A 21,648-nucleotide genomic window follows, 5' to 3' on the forward strand; every position below is an offset into this window, starting at 1 on the left:
ATGATGGAACATCTTACTACCTATATCACAGAAATCCTTATTCTAATATTCGTCCTTATCACCTTTTTACAGTCCGGACTGGATAAATTGATGGATTGGAAAGGAAATACCAGTTGGTTAAAAGAACATTTTTCTAAAACGTTTATGGCCGGTATGGTTCCACTAATGGTAGGGATCATTCTTATTATTGAAGTAATTGTTGGTTTGCTGGCAATCGCAGGTATTTTCACATTGATAACGAATGGAGATTCAACCCTGGGTCTGTGGGCCTCGATCCTGGCCTGTGTAACCCTGCTTATGCTTCTTTTCGGCCAGCGAGTAGCAAAAGATTATGCAGGAGCTTTTACGCTAACGGGGTACTTTATAGTCTGTATATTCGGCGTATGGATTATGAGTTAAATTCCATGCAATAAAAAAGGCTCCTAGACGGAGCCTTTTTTGTTTTTATAAAGTAAAATAGAATTAATCCTCCACTTCTTCAGTTTCATCTACTTCAACATCTGCTCCACCATACTGCTCATTCAATTCAGCTAGAATATCCTGCGTGATATCCAGTCCTTCTTCCGCATACATAATGTTGGCAGATTCGTTCGACCCGAATATGTAAGTATATCCATTATCCTTACCGTAATCCTTCACATAACCCTTAACCTTTTCAACCAGGGAATCCATAGCTGCGGTACTCTGCTCTCTTAAACGATTGCTCTGCATTTGTTGTTGTTGCTGAAGCATCTGCTGCTTTTGCATAAGCATACGCTCTTTTTCCTGTCGCTGTGCATCTGTCATGGAATTCATTTCAGATTGATAAGCCTGTACTTCTGCCTGAAAGGTTTTTGCAACTGAATCGAGTTGTTGGCGAACAGAATCAGATTTTGAAGTGAATTCAGCTTCCACTTCTTTCATTTCCTTATATTCCTGTACCAGTACTTTGGTATCTACGTAAGCAGTTTTTTGCTCATTACATGAAACCATTAAAATTGCCATTGCTGCAATTCCGAAAACTTTTTTGATCATAGTTAGAAAATTTGATTCGCAAAGGTAAGAAACTAATCTTAGAGTGAATTATGACTGTAAAGACTTGCTATTGATAAGATTAATTAAAAATATAAGAGCAATAATTCAAATCTATTAAATCTGACTCATTTAAAAGACCTCTCAATGATTAAAACTTATTTAGATAGGTATTCCCTATTACTGGCAGTGAAATCTCTTTAGAAACGCTCTAAACGATTAATTTACATATTTCGGTAAAAATATGCGATCGATGAATACTCACCTGTAGATCTGGCTTTCAGGTTGGAAATTAATCCGCGCCAGAACGCATTCACTTTGGAAGCACTCGCATTCTGATTTTTCTCACTTAATAAACTCACGTAAAATGAATCGAAGATCAAAGGCTTTTCACAAACTTTAATAAGATCATGACTCTCCATAATCTTGGAAATCCCGTCTCTCGAAAAATGCCAGAGATGTCGTGGAACATCCCAGGCTGCCCAATGGCTTTGATAATAGAAAGCATCATAAGATTTATAATTCGGAACAGCGATCACCAAAAGTCCGTTTTTGTTCAATCTGGATTTTAGTTTGGTGAGTATCTCTTTATAATTCGGAATATGCTCCAAAACATGCCATAAGGTAATGACATCGAATTTTGTATTCTCTAATTCATCTAATTCACTCTTCACACCGATTCCTTTTTCCAGTGCTAAACTTCTGGCATTTTCATTAGGTTCCACACCAACAACATTCCAATTTCTATTCTGCATGAAGTTTAGAAAATCGCCGGTACCTGCTCCATAATCCAAAAGTTTGCAGCCGGCAGTTTCCTGTTCGATCCATTGTGCCTTTCTGGAGAACATTTTAGATTTTATATACTGGTAGATCCTGTCCTGAAGAGTTTCATTAGAGTCTGTATGTGAGATATAGTTCTCGCTCTCATAGTATACGGCTAAATTTTCCGGAATAGGATAGGTACATAAAATGCCTGGCTCCGCTTCTCTGATGGAGAAACTCTCCTGTGAGACGAGATGATCTTTGCATTTCAGTATAATTTCGGCCTCTTCTAAAATGGCCTCCTTGTGTTCTGGTTCTATCAAAATTGAGATTGTTCCACGTGAAACATAAGAGAATTATCGACCCATGTATACTAATAATACAGAAATATCGTTCGGACTTACTCCACTAATTCTTGAAGCTTGAGACACCGTAGCTGGCTGAACCTTTCTAAGTTTTTCTCTAGCTTCGTATGACATGCTTTTGATTTCAGAATAGTCAAAATTTGCAGGGATTCGAACATTCTCCAAACGATTGAGTTTGTCTGCATTGTTCTTTTCCTTTTCGATATATCCAGAATATTTGACCTGAATTTCTGCCTGTTCGATCATTTCCTCGTTTAAATCATTCTCCTCTATGAATTCATTGACACCTGAAAAGCTACGTACATCATCCATGGTAATCTGAGGTCTGGAAAATACTTTGAAGATCTTATCGCTTTGCTTCATTGGCGAAGATTTACGTTTCTCCAATACGGGATTTGCTTCTTCCGGAACTACACTAAGATCCTTCAAATGCTGAACGAACTTCAGAGATTTTTTCTTTTTCTCTTCCATTTTTCTTAATCGATCTTCAGAAGCCAAACCGATATTATACGACTTTTCGGTTAATCTGAAATCGGCATTATCCTGTCTTAATAAGGTTCTGTACTCCGCTCTTGAAGTAAACATACGATAAGGTTCTTCCGTACCCTTTGTGATGAGATCGTCGATTAGAACCCCTATATAAGCTTCATTACGCTTCAGAATAAATTCTTCTTTTAACTGAACCTTTAATGCTGCGTTAATCCCAGCCATCATTCCCTGGCAGGCCGCTTCCTCGTATCCTGTGGTTCCATTAATCTGGCCGGCAAAGTATAAACCATCTACCAATTTCGTTTCCAAAGTATGCTTTAATTGTGTAGGCGGGAAATAATCATATTCGATTGCATAACCAGGTCTGAAAAACTTCACATTTTCAAATCCGGCTACAGATCGCAACGCTTTAAATTGAACATCCTCAGGAAGTGAGGTCGAAAAACCATTTACATATACTTCAACAGTATTCCAACCCTCAGGCTCTACAAATAACTGATGTCTATCCTTATCTGCAAACCGGTTGATTTTATCCTCTATGGATGGACAGTACCTTGGACCTAAACTTTTAATACGACCATTAAACATCGGAGATCTGTCAAATCCATCTTTAAGGATCTCATGGACTTCATTCGAAGTGTAGGTCATATAGCAACTTCGTTGCTTTGTTAGAGGCTTTGTCTCATCAGAATAAGAGAATTTCGAAGGAATTTCATCACCAGGCTGCTCGGTCATTTTAGAATAATCAAGAGATCTGCCATCCACACGAGGAGGAGTTCCTGTCTTCATTCGACCAGCTTCAAACCCAACATCGATTAAATCTTTCGTTATTCCGGTTGCTGCTCTCTCTCCTGCTCTACCACCACCAAATTGTTTGTCACCAATATGAATGAGTCCGTTTAAAAACGTTCCATTCGTACAAATAACCGCCTTGGAGCGGACTTCCAGTCCCAGAGAAGTTCGCACACCAGAAATCTTTCCATTTTCAATAATCAAACCAGCGACCATTTCCTGGTAGAAATCAAGATTAGGAGTCTGTTCCAGTTTTAAACGCCAGTCTTCAGCAAAACGCATTCGATCACTCTGTACCCGTGGACTCCACATAGCAGGACCTTTGGATTTGTTTAGCATTTTGAACTGAATGGCACTGGTATCGCTCACAATACCACTATATCCACCCATAGCATCGATCTCTCTCACTATTTGCCCTTTGGCAATTCCTCCCATAGCCGGGTTACAGCTCATTTGCGCAATATTCTGCAAATTCATCGTGATCAAAAGAGTGCTACTACCCATATTTGCAGCAGCGGCCGCAGCTTCACTTCCAGCATGGCCCGCTCCAATCACTATAACATCATATTCCTTATCGAACATATAATCCACTTTTCATTATGAATGTTCCACGTGGAACATTTTGATTTTCTCGTCTTCCTTCCGTCGCATTAATTCACTCTCACTTTCAGTTTTATCTTTATATCCGCATAAATGTAAAATACCGTGAGCTACCACTCTTTTAAGTTCTTCAGTAAAATTCACATTGAAATCTGCGGCATTTTCTTGAACCCTTTCTGTACTAATAAAGATATCGCCACTTAGAGAATTTCCCACGGTACTATCAAAACTGATAATATCTGTAAAAGTATCATGATCTAAATATTGCTTATTGATCTCCAATAAATAGTCATCATCGCAGAAAATATAATTGATCTCTCCAATATTCTTATTTTCCGACTCAGCCAATCTAAACAACCAGTTCTGAAACAAGTCCTCATTCTTAAGCGAGAAGTTGTTTTCACTGAAAAAATTAATCGTTCCCTTTACCAAAATAATCCTTGATCTTAATTCTGTAAATTTGCTGCAAAGGTAAGACTTGTCTGTTTAAAATTTCAGTTGATTGGAAATATTCTTTGGCGGTATTTATCTGGTTCTTAAGCATGTTCTCATAGTCGATGCTGTTCGAGATGGACTTACGTTTTTCCTCCAATCCCTGTCGCTGAGAGGCATTTTTCATTTTCATCAACTCGTAGTCCAATTGCTTCATTCTATCCAGAGTTTGCTGACTTAGACCTTTTTCCAGTAAATCTTGTTCGATTTGTTCCATTTGTCTCTCGACAGTGCCCGACGCAGCATTTTCCATTAGCTCTTTTAATCTACTTCTTATACTTTGCTGACGCTTATAGATCTCAAAAATCTCTGCCGAATTTTGTTGTGTGGGCTTTCCTGCTTTGCCTGGAATTTCCATGTTCTGTTGCATCTCCTGTTGTAACTTTTGTTGCTCTTCAATGATTTGTTGTAATTGAAAATCCTCGCCCTCGCCTGAACCTGGTTGTGGATTGGACATCATATCCTGCATAGAATCCATAATTTCCACAAGCATTACCGCCAGGTCATTAGCACCGGTAAGTACGTATTGCTGACTTGCGGTTCCCTGCCCTATTTGATTCTCAGCAAGGCGCTCCAGGGATTTATTGATATCAAAATCTATGTCTGTAAGCTTGGAGGTAATTTTATTTGAGAACATTGGATTTCGTAGTGCCAGGTTATAAACACTGTCATCTATATGCTCAAAGTTATCACGAAGCTCATTTTGATCGTTCAGTTTAATAGCATAATCCGGACTGGATACACTGATATTATTAAACTCCTGAAGTAATTGCTCCTGCATTAAAGAAAATCTAACCAGATTATTTAAAATTTGACGTAATACTTTGGCATCGGCTTCGAGTTTCTGCATCCCCGCCTGCATGGCAGCTTGCTGCATTTCAGCGCTCAACTGTCGCATTTTCTTTGCACCATTCTTTTGTTCCTGGATGGCACTCTTATTTTGTTGTAAATTCTCTGCTGCCTTTTTCAGATCTTTTGAAATTGACTTTTCCATATTCGTATCACGAGCTAAGGATTTAGGTTTCTTCAATTCCTGATTGTCTTTGGATAAAGCGTCCAATTGCTTCTGAATACTATCGAACTCTTTGTTCAAATCTTTCTGTTTGTCTGAAGATCCTTCGGAATCGTTTGCCATTTGATCCTGTTTATCAGCCAATCGCTCCAGATCTCGTGCGATCTTTTGCTGTTTTTCCTCGATATAATATCGTTTGGTAATCTCCAGAAGCTGTTCAAGATTACGTTCATTGTTCTTAGACTTTTTAGAAAGATCCTGTAATTTTTTTCCGAGTTCTTCCTTCTGAATTTTTTCAGAATACTCCTGAAGTTCTTTCAACAATTGCTCATTCTCTTTAAGACGATTTTCATTCTCCTCGAGTCTATGTTGCAACGCATCTCTCTGCATGGATGGTTCATCGGTTCTTTGTTCTTCGATGCCTTTCCGCAATTCCCTGCTATGCTTTTGAAAAAGTTCGTTTTGAAGCTTCTGTCTTTGAAGAAATTGATATAGTTGCTCCTTTTCATTATAGTCAAGATTCTCATTCTCCCGGTCCATTCTCTGCAGTTCATCCAGTTCGCTGGAATCACGTTTTAAATCATCCAGTTCTTTCGAGATCTCTTGTATGGAATGTTGCTGTTGTTCGAGATTTTGGTCTTCATTTTCCATCTGAGTATTCTTACGATAAGTAAAAACTTCTGAAACGCTGGATTTACTTCCATTGACAGCATCATTATCAAATACCTCAAAGTAGTAGGAATATGGCATACCAGGTTGCAGTTCGAGATTATTTGGAAAGCTGTAATAAAAATTATCCACCAGGGCCGGCCTGATATCCAGCTTTAAATATTTTTTTTTCTGAAGTGAATCCCGCGGATAATAAACCAGTCGTAAACCAGAAATTCCATGATCATCCTCTACCCTTCCTTTGATGTATGTTTGCTGATTATTTAGACTATCATTCTTTGTTTCCACTTCAATTTCCGGATGAAGATCCCGGATCACATCTATCTGATAATCCAGCTTCTCATGCTGCAGTTTATTAGCGTTCGAAGAACTGATGGAATAATTTAGTGTTTCAAAAATTTGATATTTGAATCCTGCCAGATTCTTCTTGACCGGGAGTTCAATTAGACTATCGCTGCTTATAAACTCTACTTTATCTGAATGAATCGTTGAAAACATCCAGGATATTCTAGAACCTTCCGGCACCTGAAAGGAACCTAAACCTCTATAAACCTGCTTATCAAGATTCAGATAATTGGGATATTCAACGCTGATCTCCATATTCGTGATCAATGGTAACTCCAAAACCTTAAATTTATAAGTTCTGGAACTTATACCACCGCCTATTAATCGAAATTCAAATGGAGAATCTAAATTTTCAAATTGATAACTAAAGCGGCCGTTCCCTTCCGACCTCAACCTACGCTTGTTTCCAGATGATATGAGCTGTACATCTTCAGGTAACCTATCTCCGCTAATCTCTACTATAAGTTCAAAATCTGAATTTTGAAATGTTTGTAAACTATCATTCAGAATTAAAAATTCAAATGGTGCTGGCTGTTCAAATGCCTTATTATAGTTGCTAAGCCTATGAAAACCCGTGGTGAATAAATGTGCGTTGTCAGAAATCCATAATGCCAGAATGATAAGGACAGGAAGAACTAAAACCGGTACATATTTGCGATTCTTCTTTAGATCGATGGCCCTGGAAAAATCGATAACTTTAAGGTTTTCGGCCTTCTGATCGATACTCGCCATGAGTAATTCAGATCTTTCCGAAGAAAGATCAAGCTGCAACAAATTGAGCAACTTATCCCCTATTTCCTTAAAATGTACCCCTATGATTCTTGAAGCCTGCTGGTAGTCGATTCCTTTCCGTAATTTAAAAAGTTTAGACAGTGGAATCCCAATCAGATAAATAAAAAGCAAAATCTCTATGAGCATAAATGACCAGAAGAGCATTGCCCTTACCCATTCATCAAACCAGAAAAAATATTCAAGGCTTACAGTAATCAGAAAATATAAAAGACCGATCCCCAGGAAAAGTATAACACCTTTCAGGATCTGGCTCAGATAGAATTTTCGAATGAATGCATCGAGCCGGGAAAGTACGCGATCAAAATTACTGTTCAATTATTGATAGTTTGTTTAAAAATACGATAATTAAGACACTTTGATTAGTAGTTCATGCAGTTTAGGATTGCTTGAATAAGGTTGTATCTTTGCTTTAAAACTCATTTTTATGTCTTCTAAAGTTAGAGTAAGATTTGCTCCGAGCCCTACGGGACCATTACATATTGGCGGTGTAAGAACCGCTTTGTACAATTATTTATTTGCCAAGAAACATGGCGGTGATTTCGTTCTTCGTGTTGAAGATACAGATCAAAACAGGTATGTAGACGGAGCCGAGGATTATATCATTGAATCCCTGAACTGGTGCGGGATCCCTTATGACGAAGGTCCAGGTAAGGAAAAAGGTTTTGGTCCATACAGACAGAGCGAAAGAAAAGATAAATATCGTGCTTACGCAGAAGCATTAATTGATTCTGGAAATGCGTATTATGCATTTGATACTTCAGAAGAACTGGACGCACATAGAAAAGATCACGAAGAAAAAGGGAAAACCTTTATATATAACTGGCATAATCGCGAAAAACTAAATAATTCGCTTAGCCTCACTTCCGAAGAGACCAGAAAGAAAATTGATAAGGGCGATGCTTATGTGATCAGGTTTAAATCTCCTCAGGACGAAACCTTGCATCTAAAAGACGTGATTCGCGGGGATATGGAAATAGATTCCAATATCCTGGATGACAAAGTGCTTTTCAAGAGTGATGGTATGCCTACATATCATCTTGCCAATATTGTGGATGATCATTTAATGGAGATCACGCATGTAATTCGTGGGGAAGAATGGTTGCCTTCACTGGCATTACATTACATGCTCTATCGTGCATTTGGATGGACAGCTCCAGAATTTGCCCATTTACCACTTATTCTGAAACCTCAGGGAAAAGGAAAATTAAGCAAACGGGATGGTGAAAAGATGGGTTTCCCGGTATTTCCTCTGGAGTGGAAAGATCCAAAAACCGGGGATGTTTCTACCGGTTATAGAGAAGAGGGATATTATCCTGAAGCGGTAGTGAACATGCTTGCATTTCTTGGATGGAATCCTGGTACAGAACAGGAATTCTTCAGTCTTACCGAACTAACAAAAGCTTTCGAGCTGGAACGAGTTCACAAAGGCGGTGCTAAATTTGATCCGGAAAAAACCAAATGGTTCCAGCAACATTATATGCAAGAAGCCGATGAAACACAAGTTACAGAGGAATTTCAAAAAATCCTTAAGGAAAAAGAGATCATGGTTGAAGGCTCCTATGTGAAAAATGTGGTTTCTTTGATCAAGGAAAGAGCGGTATTTGTAGAAGATCTTTGGGAGCAGGGATATTTCTTCTTCGTCTCCCCTACTTCTTTTGAACCTAAAGACGCCAAAAAAGCGTGGAAAGAGGGTTCAGCTGAATTAATGAACGAATTAAAAACCTTCCTGGAAGGACAGGATAATTTTGAAACCGAACAATTACAGACAGCAGTAAAAAGCTGGATCAAAAGCAAAGAAGTTGGTTTTGGAAAAGTTATGATGCCTCTACGCCTGGCTCTTGTAGGAGCATTACAGGGACCAGATGTTTACGAAATCGCGAGTTATGTGGGTAAACAACAGACTTTAAGCAGGCTTAGTAAAGCCATTGAAACGCTGGGATAATTTATATTGGAAAAAATTAAAGCCGGTAGGATTTCAAATCTTACCGGCTTTTTTTATGCTGAACAACTGGCAAAGAATGCTTATTTTTCAGTAAAAATTTAATAGCATGATAAATATTGTCTTAATACCCATACTCGCCATTTTCCTGTTACTGCTTATATTTTCAGGAATCTTTGTTGTTAGACAGCAAACTTCAGCAGTAGTTGAGCGGTTTGGAAAATTTACCAGTATTAGAAATTCGGGACTGCAACTTAAAATTCCCCTGATCGACCAGGTAGCCGGAAGGATCAATTTAAAAGTTCAGCAACTGGATGTGCTGGTAGAAACCAAAACCAAGGATAACGTTTTTGTGAAGCTGAAGATCTCTGTACAATTCCAGGTTCGAAAGGATAACGTATACGACGCCTTCTACAAGCTTGAAAGTCCGCATGACCAGATAACAGCCTATGTATTTGACGTTGTGCGCGCAGAAGTGCCTAAAATGAAGCTTGATGACGTTTTTGAGCGCAAAGATGACATTGCTATCGCGGTAAACCGTGAATTGAATGAAGCCATGCAGTCATATGGTTACGATATCATTAAAACTCTGGTAACAGATATAGATCCAGATGTACAGGTAAAAGCAGCCATGAACAGGATCAATGCTGCAGAAAGAGAAAAGGTTGCCGCAGAGTATGATGCTGAAGCAGATCGAATCAAGATCGTTGCCAAGGCACGGGCTGAGGCAGAAAGCAAACGTTTACAGGGACAGGGAATTGCAGACCAGCGTAGAGAGATCGCACGTGGACTTGAGGAAAGTGTAGACGTTTTAAATAATGTGGGAATAAATTCCCAGGAAGCTTCAGCACTTATCGTGGTTACGCAGCATTACGATACCTTACAGGCTATTGGCGAAGAAACTAACTCTAATCTAATTCTTTTACCTAATTCTCCACAAGCTGGTAGTGAAATGCTTAACAATATGGTCGCTTCTTTTACTGCCTCGAACCAGATTGGAGAAGCTATGAAACAGCAAAACAAAAAGAAGATCGAGGAACGAAAGAGAAATAACAATGAGGAATAAAAAAAGCCCCAATACGGGGCTTTTTAATTTTATATGAAATGATTATAAGTTGTGATCCATGTTAGTTCTTTTGATACCCATGATTTTGGAAACCGCACGTATTGAAAGAATTTTATGTACTATCGAACCTACACCGCTTCCCAGCAACGACATGGGTGTCATTTGTTCTTTTGTATGATCCATGCTTAAACGAATCTCCTCCTTGTCGATCTCTGTCTGTAACTTAAGGATCTTAAGGTCTTTATCGATTTCTTTAAAGGATGAATAAACTCTCATTAATCATTTTTATCGTTAAAAACTGCTTTTGAAAACTTCTGAAGAATCAATTTCTCTATAGGCTCTTTACCAAATATATAAATTAACACCCCAACGATTAGGTAAAATCCACCAACGATAAAATAACCGGAACTGGGCACACCAATTGACTGACTAATAATGATCGCAATTGCAAAAGATAGCATGATGCCGGCAATGCTCAACAAAAAACCCATAATCAGGAAGCGAACGAGCGAAGTTGCTCCTTTCATTCCCTGTTTAAAGGCTTTTAGCTTATAGTATTCAGCATTGCTATGCAGGAATGCCTGAATATTATGGTTTAATTCGTCTACGTTGTTCGAAAGCTTTTCAAATGCCATACAGAAATTATACTACCGCTTTGTTTGGAGTGTTTCCAGATCCTGTTGAAGTACCTGGCTTGTCTTTCTGTAGTTTAGAATTTTGCTTTCTAAGTTCTTCTAGTTTGGATTCCATCGCAGAAAGGATATCATCTGCTTTATGACTGGCTGAAGATAATGTTTCTTCAAGTCTTGCTTCAAAATCTGTTCTTGCTTTTCTGGCTTTTTCAGAAAGATTTGAAGAAGTTTCGTTGTACTTCTTATTCAATCTTTCCTGAGCATTCTGAGCATCATCTCTAAGTTTTTTACGAGTCTTATCTCCACTATCTGGTGCATAAAGTAAACCAACACCAGCTCCAATCGCTGCTCCTGTAATTAATGCTAATAATGTATTTCCTGTACTTGCCATAAGTTATTGATTTTAGGTTATTAAAGGTCAAAGATAGTAGAAGCTTACCCCGCAGCTTGTTAATAACCGGTTAATATGTTAAAACCGCAATGCTAAATTATTCTTAAATAGCTTTTAAATTGGTTTAATTCTTAATCTTGGCCCAGGAATCACGTAAACCAACAGTTCTATTAAATATTAGCTTCTCACTGGTGGAATCTTTATCCACACAAAAATATCCTATTCTTTGAAATTGTACTTTGTCTTCAGGAGCCGAGTCTTTAAGGCCAGGTTCAAGATATCCGGTCACAACCTGCAATGATTCAGGATTAACAAAATCAAGATAATCTTTATCCTTCACACTATCGGGAGCTTCTTCAGTAAAAAGTCGGTCATAGAGTCTTATTTCAGCTTCAACGGCGTGTTTTACAGAAACCCAGTGCAAAGTACCTTTTACCTTCCGAAGAGATTCTTCAGTACCGCTTCCACTTTTACTTTTAGGATCATAGGTCGCATGAATTTCAGTGATATTCCCATCGGCGTCCTTTAAAACATCCTCCCCTTTTATGATATAAGCGTTTTTAAGTCGCACTTCCTTTCCTAGTGTTAATCTGAAAAATTTACGATTCGCACTCTCCCTGAAATCTTCTCTCTCGATATACAGTTCTCTGGAGAATGGAATTTCCCTGCTTCCGGCAGTTTCATCTTCAGGATTGTTTTCAGCTTCCAGCCATTCCTCTTCTCCTTCAGGATAGTTAGTTATTATCAACTTTACAGGATCCAGTACACCCATTACCCTTGGCGCTACCTTGTTGAGATCTTCTCGCGCACAAAATTCAAGATGAGAAACATCGATCATATTCTCACGTTTTCCAACTCCAATTGAATCGGCAAACTTCCTAATAGCACCAGCAGTATAGCCTCTTCTTCGTAATCCTGATATGGTAGGCATTCGGGGATCATCCCAACTTTTTACAAAACCTTGCTCTACAAGCTGTAGCAGTTTACGTTTGCTAACGATGGTATGACTCAAATTTCTACGCGCAAATTCACGCTGTTTCGGCTCGAATTCACCTGGCTTGCTTACCTTTTCCAGGAACCAGTTATACAATTCCCGGTGCGGCAGGAACTCAAGCGTACAGAATGAATGAGAAACATGTTCGATAAAATCTGACTGTCCGTGAGCCCAGTCATACATTGGATAAATTTTCCAGTTATCTGCAGTTCTATGGTGATTCTTGTGAAGACAGCGATACATGATCGGGTCACGCATAAGCATGTTGGACGAAGCCATATCGATCTTTGCCCGTAATACATGTCCTCTTTCAGGAGTATCACCATTCTTCATCTGCTCGAAAAGTTCCATATTTTCTTCTACGGAACGATTTCTGAAAGGACTTTCCTTCCCTGGTTCTGTAGGGGTTCCCTTCTGCTCCGCAATTTCTTCTGAAGTCTGGCTATCCACATAAGCATCCCCATTTTTGATCATTTCCACCGCCCAGTCATAGAGTTTCTGAAAATAATCTGAAGCATAACATTCCTCAGCCCATTTAAAGCCCAACCATTCGATATCTCTTTTGATCGCATCTACGTACTCCTGCTCTTCTTTGGCTGGATTTGTATCATCAAATCTAAGATTTACGGGAGCGTTATACTTTTCACCTAATCCAAAATTCAAACAAATAGAGGACGCGTGACCAATATGTAAGTAACCATTAGGCTCAGGAGGAAACCTGAATTTGAGGTCTTCTCTTGAATAATTGGAATTAAGATCTTCTTCTATGATCTGCTCAATAAAATTGAGGGACTTTTTAGCTTCTGCCATAACCATTTTTAATATGCTGCAAATTTATCAAATTTTAAATCGATAAAGACTGCCTGCGAACAATAGTATCCTGAAAATTGATAACTTGAATTAAATTCAAACATGGAGATATGGCTGATCTATATCAAATCATTTTATATTCAGCGTTTTCGGGTATTACAGTATTTCTTGGAGGTTTGCTTTCCAAGTACTTCGGAAGCGGTGTAGACAGCACAATCAAAAGACAGGAAATCACTCATTTCATTACCGCTTTTGGAGGAGGTATCCTGATTGGTGCAGTAGCGCTGGTGCTTATACCTAGAGGAATGGAGGATCTGGATTTACCGGTTTTGCTCCTGGCTTTTGTAAGCGGTGCGCTGGTAGTATTCTTTATAGACAGAAAATTAGAAAAATCTGGAAGTACTTTATCGCAATTACTGGCAATGCTACTGGATTTTATTCCGGAGGCGATCGCGCTGGGTGCCATATTCGCTACAGATTCCAAGACCGGAACTTTATTAGCCGTCTTTATAGGATTACAGAACTTACCTGAATCATTCAATTCCTACCAGGATCTTAAAAGGTCTGGTATGAAATCTAAAAAAGCGCTGGCAATACTGCTGGCATTAAGCTTTAGTGGAGTACTGGGTGCCCTGCTTGGTTATGAATTTCTAACAGATCTGCCTGAAGTTACGGCGTTGCTGATGGTATTTGCCGGTGGCGGAATCCTTTATTTAATTTTTCAGGATATCGCTCCCACTGTAAAGCTTAAGCGAACATGGATTCCGGCTTTGGGTGCAAATCTCGGTTTTTTAATAGGGATGATTGGAGAAAAATTGATCCAGTAATTATTCTATTCTACAGGAAACATATCTTTGTGAAAAAAAGTTTTGGGAATAATTACACTTAAGAATATTCGAACTTTCGCCTACCATGGTTGTCTCGACGAAGAAAGTAAAATTGGAAGTGAATATCAGGTAGACCTCAGGATTCATGGCGATCTCTCTTTATCTGCCAAAACAGATGAGCTTAAAGATACTATCGATTACGTGCACCTAAATCATATTGTGAAGCAGGAAATGGCAATTAGATCAAAATTACTGGAAACCGTGGCGGAGAGAATCCTGACGCGTATTCTAAGTGAACTCATTATGGTTCAGCATGCTGAAGTGGATGTTTCAAAGATCAATCCGCCAATTGGTGGTAATGTGGCCATGGTTACTGTAAGCATGCAGAAATCAAGATAGATTTTAGTTTTGAAACTTAAAATTTTTATTACATTTGCCATCCCGCAAAGGGCATCGTGGCCGAGTGGCTAGGCAGAGGTCTGCAAAACCTTGTACAGCGGTTCGAATCCGCTCGATGCCTCTAAAAAGCTTCCTGTTTCAGGGAGCTTTTTTTATTAATGATCTGCTGACTTCGTAAAATCCAGGTCTCCTATCAACGAATCACTGGGAGTAATTTCTTCAATCTGATCTTTGATCTCATCAACCTGGTCTGGAAAGAGTCCCTGGAAGATCAAAACCACCCCGAAAATTACCAGGATACAGCTAATGAACTTTTTCATCAGGTAAATTCGGTTAGGAGTGAGTTTCCGGTTTAGTTTTTTCGCCAGTAAGATCTTGGCAACATCTACAATCAGGTAGGTAATAAGTACGGTAGCAATAAATACGGCAATTCTATCCATCTGCATATTCAGCTTAGGCCCAAAAACAATGATCACCCCCAGCCAGAAGCCCAGTACTCCAATATTGATAAAATTCAGAAGAAAACCTTTCACGAACAGGCTGAAATAGGCACTTTTACCCAATTTTCTAATTTCAGGAGTCTTATCATCTGTTTGCAGGGTTTTCCTCGACTGCACAAAGCTCATCAAACCATAGGTAGCCAGAATCATGCCTCCAAAAATGAATAAAGCCGGGTCATCTTTGAGACTTTCCAGAAGTTTGGTAGTACTGAAATATGCGATTGTTATAAACACACAATCTGCGAAGATCACTCCTAGATCCAAGGCAATAGCTGCTCTAAAACCTTTGATAGCGGCAGTTTCCAGTAATACAAAAAAAACCGGTCCAAATAAAAATGCCAGAAAGAAACCTAAGGGTAAGGCGGCTAAAACATCCTGTAACATACAGTTAAGTTGTTGTGCAAATGTATACTTTTTGTAGTACTAAAGTAAATATAGAAGTTAAAGCCTTAAATCAAAGCCTTTTCCGGCTAATTTGCTTCGACATCCAGTCTGCTTCCCAATAATGTAAAATCAAGGTGACGTTTAACAAGGTCTGCATTCTTGACTTTTACATACACTTCATCGCCCAGTGTAAAAGTCTTACCGCTGCGTTTTCCTGTAACTGCGAATTCGTCTGCATCATACTCATAATGATCGTCATTCATATCTCGTAACCTGATCATTCCTTCGCATTTGTTTTCGATGATCTCCACGAAAATTCCCCAGTCGGTCACTCCTGAAATTACACCCAGAAACTCTTCGTCCTGGTGATCCATCATGAATTTAACCTGCATGAACTTAATGGAATCACGTTCTGCGCTGGTCGCCAGGTATTCACGATCACTGCTGTGTTTACATTTATCTTCATACTCGTCTTCACTTGCAGATTTCTCACCATCCAGGTAGTCCTGAAGCAATCGATGCACCATAACATCCGGATATCTTCTAATTGGAGAAGTAAAGTGGGTGTAATGGTCAAATGCTAAACCATAGTGCCCAATATTTTCAGTGCCGTAGTATGCCTTGCTCATTGTTCTGATAGCGAGGGTATCTACCATGTTCTGTTCCTTTTTACCCTGAACATCTTCCAGCAGTTGATTCAGGGAACTGGTCGTGGAACTACGATCTGTAAGATTCAGTTTATGTCCAAACCTTCCTACGATACTTTGAAGTGACGCGAGTTTCTCTTCATTTGGTTCATCGTGACATCTATAGACAAAAGTCTTTTTTGGCTTCTGTTTACCAATGAATTCAGCCACTTTACGGTTGGCAAGCAACATGAATTCCTCTATAAGCTTATTTGCATCTTTTGCTGTTTTAAAGAACACGCCAACAGGTTCATTTTCCTCGTTTAGATTGAATTTCACTTCCACCTTATCAAAAGAAATGGCCCCGTTTCGCATACGGCGACTTCTCATTTTTTTTGCGAGCCTGTCCAGAGTGGAAATAGCGTCTACCACTTCACCACTTACAGAATATGCATCCTCACGAATGGATATATCTTTTGGAATACTCCCTGCGTTGGTTTCAATGATATGCTGAGCTTCCTCGTAAGCAAATCGCTCATCTGAATAGGTGACAGTTCTTCCAAACCACTGGTTTTTTACTTCAACCTTTTCATTGATTTCAAAAACCGCAGAGAATGTGAATTTCTCTTCATTAGGTCTTAAAGAACAGGCGTTGTTGGAAAGTATTTCAGGAAGCATTGGTACCACACGATCCACAAGATAGACCGATGTTGCTCTTTCGTAGGCTTCATCGTCGAGAATAGTCCCAGGTTGCAGATAATGTGAAACATCTGCAATATGAATTCCTATCTCGTAATTACCATTTTCAAGTTTTCTAAAGCTTAAAGCATCATCAAAATCCTTTGCATCCTTCGGATCTATCGTAAAGGTTAGAATATCACGCATATCCCTTCTCTTTGCGATCTCAGGTTCATTAATAGACGTATCTATCTTATTCGCATACTCCTCTACCTCCTCAGGAAATTCATGCGGGAGTCCATATTGGGCGAGAATAGAATGAATTTCTGTATTATGTTCTCCGGGAGTTCCCAGAACTCTGGTAATAGTCGCAAAAGGAGAATCTGCATTTTCTGGCCATTCTTCAAACTGTATCACTACTTTATCTCCATCCTCAGCACCGTTCATCTTATTTGCTGAAATAAAGAAATCTGTATACATGGATTTATCATCCACTACTACAAATCCAAAATCTTTTTTCTTCTGAAGCGTACCTACAAATTCGGTTCGCTTACGTTTGGTGATATTAACTACCTCACCCTCGCTTTTCTTATTCCGTCGGCGATTATAAATATAGATCTCTACGGTATCCCCATCAAAAGCCGATTTCAGATCTTTATTGGCTATAAAGATATCATCTTCAAATCCATCAACTATCGCATAACCATAACCTTTGGTAGTGAGGTCCAGTACCGCTGTATGATAATTTTTGGAGCCATCGATCTTGAATTTTCCTCTTTCCGTTTCCTTAATTTCTTTTTTGGCAGCAAGCTGGGCCAGTTTTTTTATGATCTGGTTTCTACTACTGGCATCGTTGACACCCAGTATAGAAGCAATTTGTTTGTAGTTATAAGTTTTTCCCGAATTCTTGCGGAGTATATCTATAATGCTTCGGGTAAGGTTGCCCTGTCCTTTGGGCTTTTTCTTGTTCTGTTTCTTCATTCTCAAATAGTATGCGATAAAATTACACCATTAAAATCAGTCTGCATCCTGTTGAGATTAAAGTTTTGTTAACTCGGAAGCCCGGTAATAATGCTAATTATTTCATCTTCAGTTGTATAATTGAAAATATTTTAATCTTTATTAAGAAATATTCTTAATTTTTTCTTAATTTTATTTTAACATTGGCAAGCAACTCATCATTTACTTTTGCTTATATCATGAAACTACACAGGTCCTCATCATACACGGCAGTTTTTATTCTAATCTTTTTGATCGGGCTTATCATTCTTGTGAGCATTATCAATAAAACATTTAATGAGAAAACTAATCTTCTCAATGTTTCGAGCAAAGTCCCTGTAACTACTTTAGTATCTGTATCTAAGCATTAATGTGTATCTTCGGGAATTAATATGCTTCCCATGAAAGATTACGTTTGCCTGGCGACTTTTACCTATCCACACGAAACTCTGATTTTAAAATCCAGGTTCAACGATGAGCATATTACGCACTACTTTCAGAACGAAACCCTCGTAGGTTTGATCCCTTTCAGTTCATCAGCATTTGGAGGAATCAAATTAATGGTTCACCCCCAGGATGTTTCTAAGGCAAAAGAAATTCTCGACTCTTTCAATGACAAATCATCTTCGCTTCGTATAGTATAGTTATTAACAGTATATACTATTATTATCTTTTCTTCTTTTTAAAAAAAATTAAATGATGGTATATGATGGCGTGTTAATTTGTAGAACAATTTCAGCCTGACTTATTTGTTATTTCAGTTGTAATTATTTGATAACAATTTATCAACACCCCTGTTAATTGCTAACTAATTGATATTCTTAAGCTTTTAAGATTTACTTAACAGAACTTCTTAAATTTTATTAAACAACGATTATTGAAAAGTTTACTATCAACAATTGTCAACAACCGTTTTTAAACTGCTCATAACTTGATAAAAAATAACCGACTTATAATTTGCTTTATTCAAAGTAGGTTGAGTATTGTTATAAAAATCTTAAAAAACAAATTTCTTTGTTACTAATTCATCAGATGTTTTTCACAATTGTATGTGGATTCTAAAGTGCTGTGGATGAGTAAAAACCTGAAAGTAATTAACAACCGCTTTTTGGCTTCTTAACTGCTTGTTTTTTTAACTTTGGGGCAAACAACTCAACTATGAAAATATCTGTTGGAAACGACCATGCCGGTACTGGTTATAAACAAATGATCAAGGCAGCACTGGAAAAAGAAGGTCACAAACTAACCAATTATGGTACAGATGAAGAGGATAGCGTAGATTATCCAGATTTTGTACATCCTGTTGCAAACGATGTTGAAAACGGGAATGCAGATCTTGGTATCATAATTTGTGGAAGTGGGAATGGTGCCAACATGACGGCGAACAAGCACCAGGGCGTTCGCTCTGCTTTGTGCTGGACCGTAGAGATCGCAAAGCTGGCCCGTGAGCATAATGATGCTAATATTCTTAGTATTCCTTCCCGCTTTGTTTCTGAAGAACTGGCAACAGAAATGGTAGAAGCTTTTCTAAATACTCCTTTCGAAGGCGGACGCCACCAAAGAAGAATAGACAAAATTCCTGCTGGTAAATAATGACGGAATTGAACATTGAAATCAAAAAGTTCAGTGAACTAAGTCTCGCTGAACTTTATGCTATTTTGCAACTACGTTCAGAAGTTTTTGTCGTGGAACAGGATTGTGTATACCAGGATATTGATGGAAAGGACGAAGCAGCATTACATGTGATGGGAATTAAGAACCATGAACTGGTCGCATATACCCGTTGTTTTGAACCAGGTTATTATTTTCCGCAGGCTTCCATAGGCAGGGTCATTGTTAAACAATCTGAAAGGAAGTATGGTTACGGGCATGAAATCATGAAAGCTTCAGTAAAGGCTATATTAGACAGCTATCAAACTAACAGTATCAAGATCTCAGCTCAGCAATATCTAATCAGATTTTATGAATCCCATGGGTTTAAGGTGACAGGTGAAGGCTACCTGGAAGATGGTATCCCGCACATAGCCATGATCAAGGAATAAAATTACTTCAGAATTCTAGTGTATTCGGTTTCATTCCCCAGAATTTCCTTCGCTTTGGCAATTTCTGGATTATTGGCGGTGTAATACTCATAAAGGCCTTCTTTATAGAAATATCTTTTAATGATCTCATCTTTTAGAAGGCTTATAATTTCAGGTTTTCTGAGTTCCAGTTCCTGTTTTTCATGCTGTTCCAGTTGAGATCTTATTCCTGAAGCTTCAAATTTTAATTCTAGGTTTTCTTCTTCAGCGGTGGCAATAAGCTCCTCAAGTTCCTTTTCCGTCGAGGTTACATAATCAAAGTCAGATCCTCTCAGGTATACTTTGAATTCCTGGAAATCTGCATCATTGAAATCAAATTCCTCTAAGTTTTCTATATCATGTAAATAATAATATTCCGTCGCATAATTAAAGATCGCGTCCTGCAGTAATAGTGCCTGAGTGATCTCACTAAATTCTGAAGTTTCCAGCTTCACATCTGGTAAAATTCCTCCTCCATCATAGACTTTTCGACCATTACGCGTATTAAACTCATTATAATCTTCTACCCTGGTTCTAACGGCCTTACCATTTTCATCCCGGCGACGATAGTCCAGCGCCTGTATACATCTTCCACTCGGCGTATAGTACCTGGAAATGGTAATTTTAAGCTGAGTTCCATAAGCCAGTTCGCGGGGTCTCTGTACCAGGCCTTTTCCAAAGGATCTTGCGCCAACAATCACTCCTCTATCCAGATCCTGCATTGCTCCGGCCACAATTTCACTGGCAGAGGCGCTACGCCCGTTTACCAGTACCACCAAAGGTATTTTGGTATCTATAGGTTCTCTTTGTGTGTAATATTCTTTATTGTATTTCTCAATGGCAGATTTTGTGGTAACGATCAATTCATTGGCAGGTACAAAAATATTACTCACGTTGATCGCTTCACTCAGCAATCCTCCAGGGTTCCCTCGAAGATCAAGAATGATCTTTTCAGCACCCTGGTTCTTAAGTTCTTTCAAGGCTCTGGATACTTCAGTAGAAGCCTTGGCATTAAACCTGGATAATACGATATACCCAGACTTATCTTCAAGTAGTTTATAGAATGGTACGGCGCTAAGGTCTACAGATTCTCGTTTTAAAGAGGTTTTCTGTTCTTTCCCCTGTCTTACATAAGTGATCTCCACGGCCGAGTTAGAAGCGCCATTCAGCAATTCTCCTGCATCTTCTTTAAAATCTGCCACTCTTATATCACCGATCCTGGTAATAAGATCTCCGGCTTTTAAACCCGCTTTATCTGCTGGATAATCCTTATAAGCTTCCACAATGGTGATTCCGGCAGCCGTATTTCTTACCGCTGCACCTATCCCGGTATATTCACCCGAATTATTGATCCTCGCTGCTTCCACATCCTGCTCATTCCAGTAATTCGTGTAAGGATCAAGATCTGTAAGCATGGATTTTATTGCAGAATCCATCAATTGTGCAGGATTCGTTTCGTCAACATAATTCATGTTGATCTCTTTAAAAAGTGTCGTGAAGATCTCGATCTGTTTGGCAATCTCGAAAAAATCTGACTTAAAGCTTACAGTTCCTATGAAAATTCCTGCCAGTAGTACAGGTAAAAGAATGAGTTTCTTAAAGTTCTTTTTCATGAGTCGGCTGTTTTTCTGCGAAGTTCTTCAGCAATTTGATCATATTCTTCTCCATTTTGAGATGATCGATCTCGTCTCTGGAAATATAGATGAACATAAAAGCATGGGAAATTGCAAGATCGCTGGTAACAAGGTACTTATTTTTTCTGAAAGCTTCGCGCATCAATCGTTTGATCCTGTTGCGTTTTACTGCTGTTTTCACCAGTTTTTTAGGAACCGAAACTCCTGTTCTTAAACCTGGTTTGTCTGAAGTCTGGATAGGTGCATAGATCAGTTTTAGCGGGTAGCTTTTTAGATTTCTACCTTCAGCAAAAAGCAGATCTATATGCTTTTTGCTTTTTAATTTTTCCAACTTTCCGAAGCTCTGGTCCATGGTTCAAAAGTACCAATACTTTCAAATA

21 protein-coding genes and 1 tRNA gene are annotated in these 21,648 nt (G+C 38.7%); 9 read left to right on the plus strand and 13 right to left on the minus strand.

Going from position 1 to position 21,648, the window contains the following annotated elements; genetic code table 11:
* Positions 1-399 (plus strand): DoxX family protein, encoded by a 399-nt coding sequence (locus G529_RS0100395; protein WP_340139869.1) that lies wholly within the window; start codon positions 1-3, stop codon positions 397-399.
* A gap of 63 nt (positions 400-462) precedes the next feature.
* Here G529_RS0100395 and G529_RS0100400 read toward each other — a convergent pair whose 3' ends face one another.
* The 5 genes from G529_RS0100400 to G529_RS0100420 form a co-directional block, all read right to left on the minus strand.
* Positions 463-1,014 carry an OmpH/Skp family outer membrane protein gene (locus G529_RS0100400; protein ID WP_026913646.1) on the minus strand — a complete coding sequence of 184 codons (552 nt, stop codon included), beginning with the start codon at positions 1,012-1,014 and terminating at the stop codon, positions 463-465.
* A 221-nt stretch (positions 1,015-1,235) separates the two neighbouring features.
* On the minus strand, positions 1,236-2,096 hold the full coding sequence (locus G529_RS0100405) for a class I SAM-dependent methyltransferase (RefSeq protein WP_245566876.1): 861 nt from the start codon (positions 2,094-2,096) through the stop codon (positions 1,236-1,238).
* A gap of 33 nt (positions 2,097-2,129) precedes the next feature.
* Entirely contained in the window at positions 2,130-4,001 is a 1,872-nt protein-coding gene (gene mnmG, locus G529_RS0100410; protein ID WP_026913648.1) for a tRNA uridine-5-carboxymethylaminomethyl(34) synthesis enzyme MnmG, read from the minus strand.
* 15 nt (positions 4,002-4,016) lie between these two features.
* Positions 4,017-4,451: an rRNA maturation RNase YbeY gene (gene ybeY / locus G529_RS0100415; RefSeq protein WP_026913649.1), complete on the minus strand. Its 435-nt coding sequence runs from the start codon at positions 4,449-4,451 to the stop codon at positions 4,017-4,019.
* Complete coding sequence (locus tag G529_RS0100420) at positions 4,432-7,644, minus strand: coiled-coil domain-containing protein (protein WP_026913650.1); 3,213 nt, start codon at positions 7,642-7,644, stop codon at positions 4,432-4,434. Before G529_RS0100420 ends, ybeY begins: the two co-directional genes overlap by 20 nt.
* A gap of 109 nt (positions 7,645-7,753) precedes the next feature.
* On the opposite strand from G529_RS0100420, the gene gltX reads away from it, so the two are divergent.
* Together gltX and G529_RS0100435 are read left to right on the plus strand one after the other, a co-directional pair.
* Positions 7,754-9,271, plus strand: a complete 1,518-nt coding sequence (gltX, locus tag G529_RS0100425) for a glutamate--tRNA ligase (protein WP_026913651.1) — start codon at positions 7,754-7,756, stop codon at positions 9,269-9,271.
* A gap of 106 nt (positions 9,272-9,377) precedes the next feature.
* The gene (locus G529_RS0100435) at positions 9,378-10,334 is read left to right on the plus strand and encodes an SPFH domain-containing protein (protein WP_026913652.1); all 957 of its coding nucleotides are present in this window, start codon (positions 9,378-9,380) and stop codon (positions 10,332-10,334) included.
* Positions 10,335-10,376: 42 nt separating this feature from the next.
* Here G529_RS0100435 and G529_RS0100440 read toward each other — a convergent pair whose 3' ends face one another.
* From G529_RS0100440 to G529_RS0100455, 4 genes are all read right to left on the minus strand, one after another.
* Complete coding sequence (locus tag G529_RS0100440) at positions 10,377-10,610, minus strand: DUF6327 family protein (protein WP_026913653.1); 234 nt, start codon at positions 10,608-10,610, stop codon at positions 10,377-10,379.
* A complete protein-coding gene (locus G529_RS0100445; RefSeq protein ID WP_026913654.1) occupies positions 10,610-10,969 on the minus strand; it encodes a phage holin family protein in 360 nt (119 codons plus the stop codon). The genes G529_RS0100440 and G529_RS0100445 overlap by 1 nt, the downstream gene beginning before the upstream one ends.
* Positions 10,970-10,976: 7 nt before the next feature.
* Complete coding sequence (locus G529_RS0100450; RefSeq protein ID WP_026913655.1) at positions 10,977-11,357, minus strand: YtxH domain-containing protein; 381 nt, start codon at positions 11,355-11,357, stop codon at positions 10,977-10,979.
* A gap of 124 nt (positions 11,358-11,481) precedes the next feature.
* The gene (locus G529_RS0100455) at positions 11,482-13,161 is read right to left on the minus strand and encodes a glutamine--tRNA ligase/YqeY domain fusion protein (RefSeq protein ID WP_026913656.1); all 1,680 of its coding nucleotides are present in this window, start codon (positions 13,159-13,161) and stop codon (positions 11,482-11,484) included.
* Between the two features lie 110 nt (positions 13,162-13,271).
* Between G529_RS0100455 and G529_RS0100460 the strand changes: the two genes are divergently transcribed.
* The 3 genes from G529_RS0100460 (at position 13,272) to G529_RS0100470 (ending at position 14,508) form a co-directional block, all read left to right on the plus strand.
* On the plus strand, positions 13,272-13,988 hold the full coding sequence (locus G529_RS0100460) for a ZIP family metal transporter (protein WP_026913657.1): 717 nt from the start codon (positions 13,272-13,274) through the stop codon (positions 13,986-13,988).
* Positions 13,989-14,030: 42 nt separating this feature from the next.
* A complete protein-coding gene (gene folB / locus G529_RS0100465) occupies positions 14,031-14,387 on the plus strand; it encodes a dihydroneopterin aldolase (RefSeq protein ID WP_026913658.1) in 357 nt (118 codons plus the stop codon).
* A 50-nt stretch (positions 14,388-14,437) separates the two neighbouring features.
* Positions 14,438-14,508 (plus strand) — tRNA-Cys (locus tag G529_RS0100470).
* A gap of 34 nt (positions 14,509-14,542) precedes the next feature.
* On the opposite strand, the gene G529_RS0100475 is transcribed toward G529_RS0100470, so the two are convergent.
* Both G529_RS0100475 and rnr read right to left on the minus strand, forming a co-directional pair.
* On the minus strand, positions 14,543-15,271 hold the full coding sequence (locus tag G529_RS0100475) for a LysE family translocator (protein WP_026913659.1): 729 nt from the start codon (positions 15,269-15,271) through the stop codon (positions 14,543-14,545).
* Positions 15,272-15,357: 86 nt separating this feature from the next.
* Positions 15,358-17,556 carry a ribonuclease R gene (rnr, locus tag G529_RS0100480; protein WP_026913660.1) on the minus strand — a complete coding sequence of 733 codons (2,199 nt, stop codon included), beginning with the start codon at positions 17,554-17,556 and terminating at the stop codon, positions 15,358-15,360.
* Positions 17,557-17,975: 419 nt separating this feature from the next.
* On the opposite strand from rnr, the gene G529_RS0100485 reads away from it, so the two are divergent.
* From G529_RS0100485 to G529_RS0100495, 3 genes are all read left to right on the plus strand, one after another.
* A complete protein-coding gene (locus G529_RS0100485; RefSeq protein ID WP_026913661.1) occupies positions 17,976-18,218 on the plus strand; it encodes a putative signal transducing protein in 243 nt (80 codons plus the stop codon).
* A gap of 514 nt (positions 18,219-18,732) precedes the next feature.
* Positions 18,733-19,167 (plus strand): ribose 5-phosphate isomerase B, encoded by a 435-nt coding sequence (rpiB, locus tag G529_RS0100490; protein ID WP_026913662.1) that lies wholly within the window; start codon positions 18,733-18,735, stop codon positions 19,165-19,167.
* Complete coding sequence (locus G529_RS0100495; protein WP_422678718.1) at positions 19,167-19,616, plus strand: GNAT family N-acetyltransferase; 450 nt, start codon at positions 19,167-19,169, stop codon at positions 19,614-19,616. Before rpiB ends, G529_RS0100495 begins: the two co-directional genes overlap by 1 nt.
* Positions 19,617-19,618: 2 nt before the next feature.
* Here the strand turns inward: G529_RS0100495 and G529_RS0100500 are convergent, their stop codons facing one another.
* Complete coding sequence (locus G529_RS0100500) at positions 19,619-21,247, minus strand: S41 family peptidase (RefSeq protein ID WP_026913664.1); 1,629 nt, start codon at positions 21,245-21,247, stop codon at positions 19,619-19,621.
* Positions 21,231-21,620 (minus strand): ribonuclease P protein component, encoded by a 390-nt coding sequence (gene rnpA, locus G529_RS0100505; protein ID WP_026913665.1) that lies wholly within the window; start codon positions 21,618-21,620, stop codon positions 21,231-21,233. The genes G529_RS0100500 and rnpA overlap by 17 nt, the downstream gene beginning before the upstream one ends.
* Positions 21,621-21,648: the final 28 nt, after the last annotated feature.

Source organism: Christiangramia portivictoriae DSM 23547 (assembly GCF_000423045.1).
GTDB classification, from domain to species: Bacteria; Bacteroidota; Bacteroidia; order Flavobacteriales; family Flavobacteriaceae; genus Christiangramia; species Christiangramia portivictoriae.

Excerpts from the sequence above, each read along its gene's own strand:
- G529_RS0100455 (WP_026913656.1), bottom strand. The coding sequence starts at position 13,161 with ATGGCAGAAGCTAAAAAGTCCCTCAATTTTATTGAGCAGATCATAGAA.
- G529_RS0100475 (WP_026913659.1), bottom strand. The coding sequence starts at position 15,271 with ATGTTACAGGATGTTTTAGCCGCCTTACCCTTAGGTTTCTTTCTGGCA.
- G529_RS0100400 (WP_026913646.1), bottom strand. The coding sequence starts at position 1,014 with ATGATCAAAAAAGTTTTCGGAATTGCAGCAATGGCAATTTTAATGGTT.
- G529_RS0100460 (WP_026913657.1), top strand. The coding sequence starts at position 13,272 with ATGGCTGATCTATATCAAATCATTTTATATTCAGCGTTTTCGGGTATT.
- G529_RS0100445 (WP_026913654.1), bottom strand. The coding sequence starts at position 10,969 with ATGGCATTTGAAAAGCTTTCGAACAACGTAGACGAATTAAACCATAAT.
- G529_RS0100485 (WP_026913661.1), top strand. The coding sequence starts at position 17,976 with ATGAAAGATTACGTTTGCCTGGCGACTTTTACCTATCCACACGAAACT.
- G529_RS0100440 (WP_026913653.1), bottom strand. The coding sequence starts at position 10,610 with ATGAGAGTTTATTCATCCTTTAAAGAAATCGATAAAGACCTTAAGATC.
- G529_RS0100500 (WP_026913664.1), bottom strand. The coding sequence starts at position 21,247 with ATGAAAAAGAACTTTAAGAAACTCATTCTTTTACCTGTACTACTGGCA.
- rnpA (WP_026913665.1), bottom strand. The coding sequence starts at position 21,620 with ATGGACCAGAGCTTCGGAAAGTTGGAAAAATTAAAAAGCAAAAAGCAT.
- gltX (WP_026913651.1), top strand. The coding sequence starts at position 7,754 with ATGTCTTCTAAAGTTAGAGTAAGATTTGCTCCGAGCCCTACGGGACCA.
- G529_RS0100395 (WP_340139869.1), top strand. The coding sequence starts at position 1 with ATGATGGAACATCTTACTACCTATATCACAGAAATCCTTATTCTAATA.
- rnr (WP_026913660.1), bottom strand. The coding sequence starts at position 17,556 with ATGAAGAAACAGAACAAGAAAAAGCCCAAAGGACAGGGCAACCTTACC.
- G529_RS0100450 (WP_026913655.1), bottom strand. The coding sequence starts at position 11,357 with ATGGCAAGTACAGGAAATACATTATTAGCATTAATTACAGGAGCAGCG.
- G529_RS0100495 (WP_422678718.1), top strand. The coding sequence starts at position 19,167 with ATGACGGAATTGAACATTGAAATCAAAAAGTTCAGTGAACTAAGTCTC.
- mnmG (WP_026913648.1), bottom strand. The coding sequence starts at position 4,001 with ATGTTCGATAAGGAATATGATGTTATAGTGATTGGAGCGGGCCATGCT.
- rpiB (WP_026913662.1), top strand. The coding sequence starts at position 18,733 with ATGAAAATATCTGTTGGAAACGACCATGCCGGTACTGGTTATAAACAA.
- G529_RS0100435 (WP_026913652.1), top strand. The coding sequence starts at position 9,378 with ATGATAAATATTGTCTTAATACCCATACTCGCCATTTTCCTGTTACTG.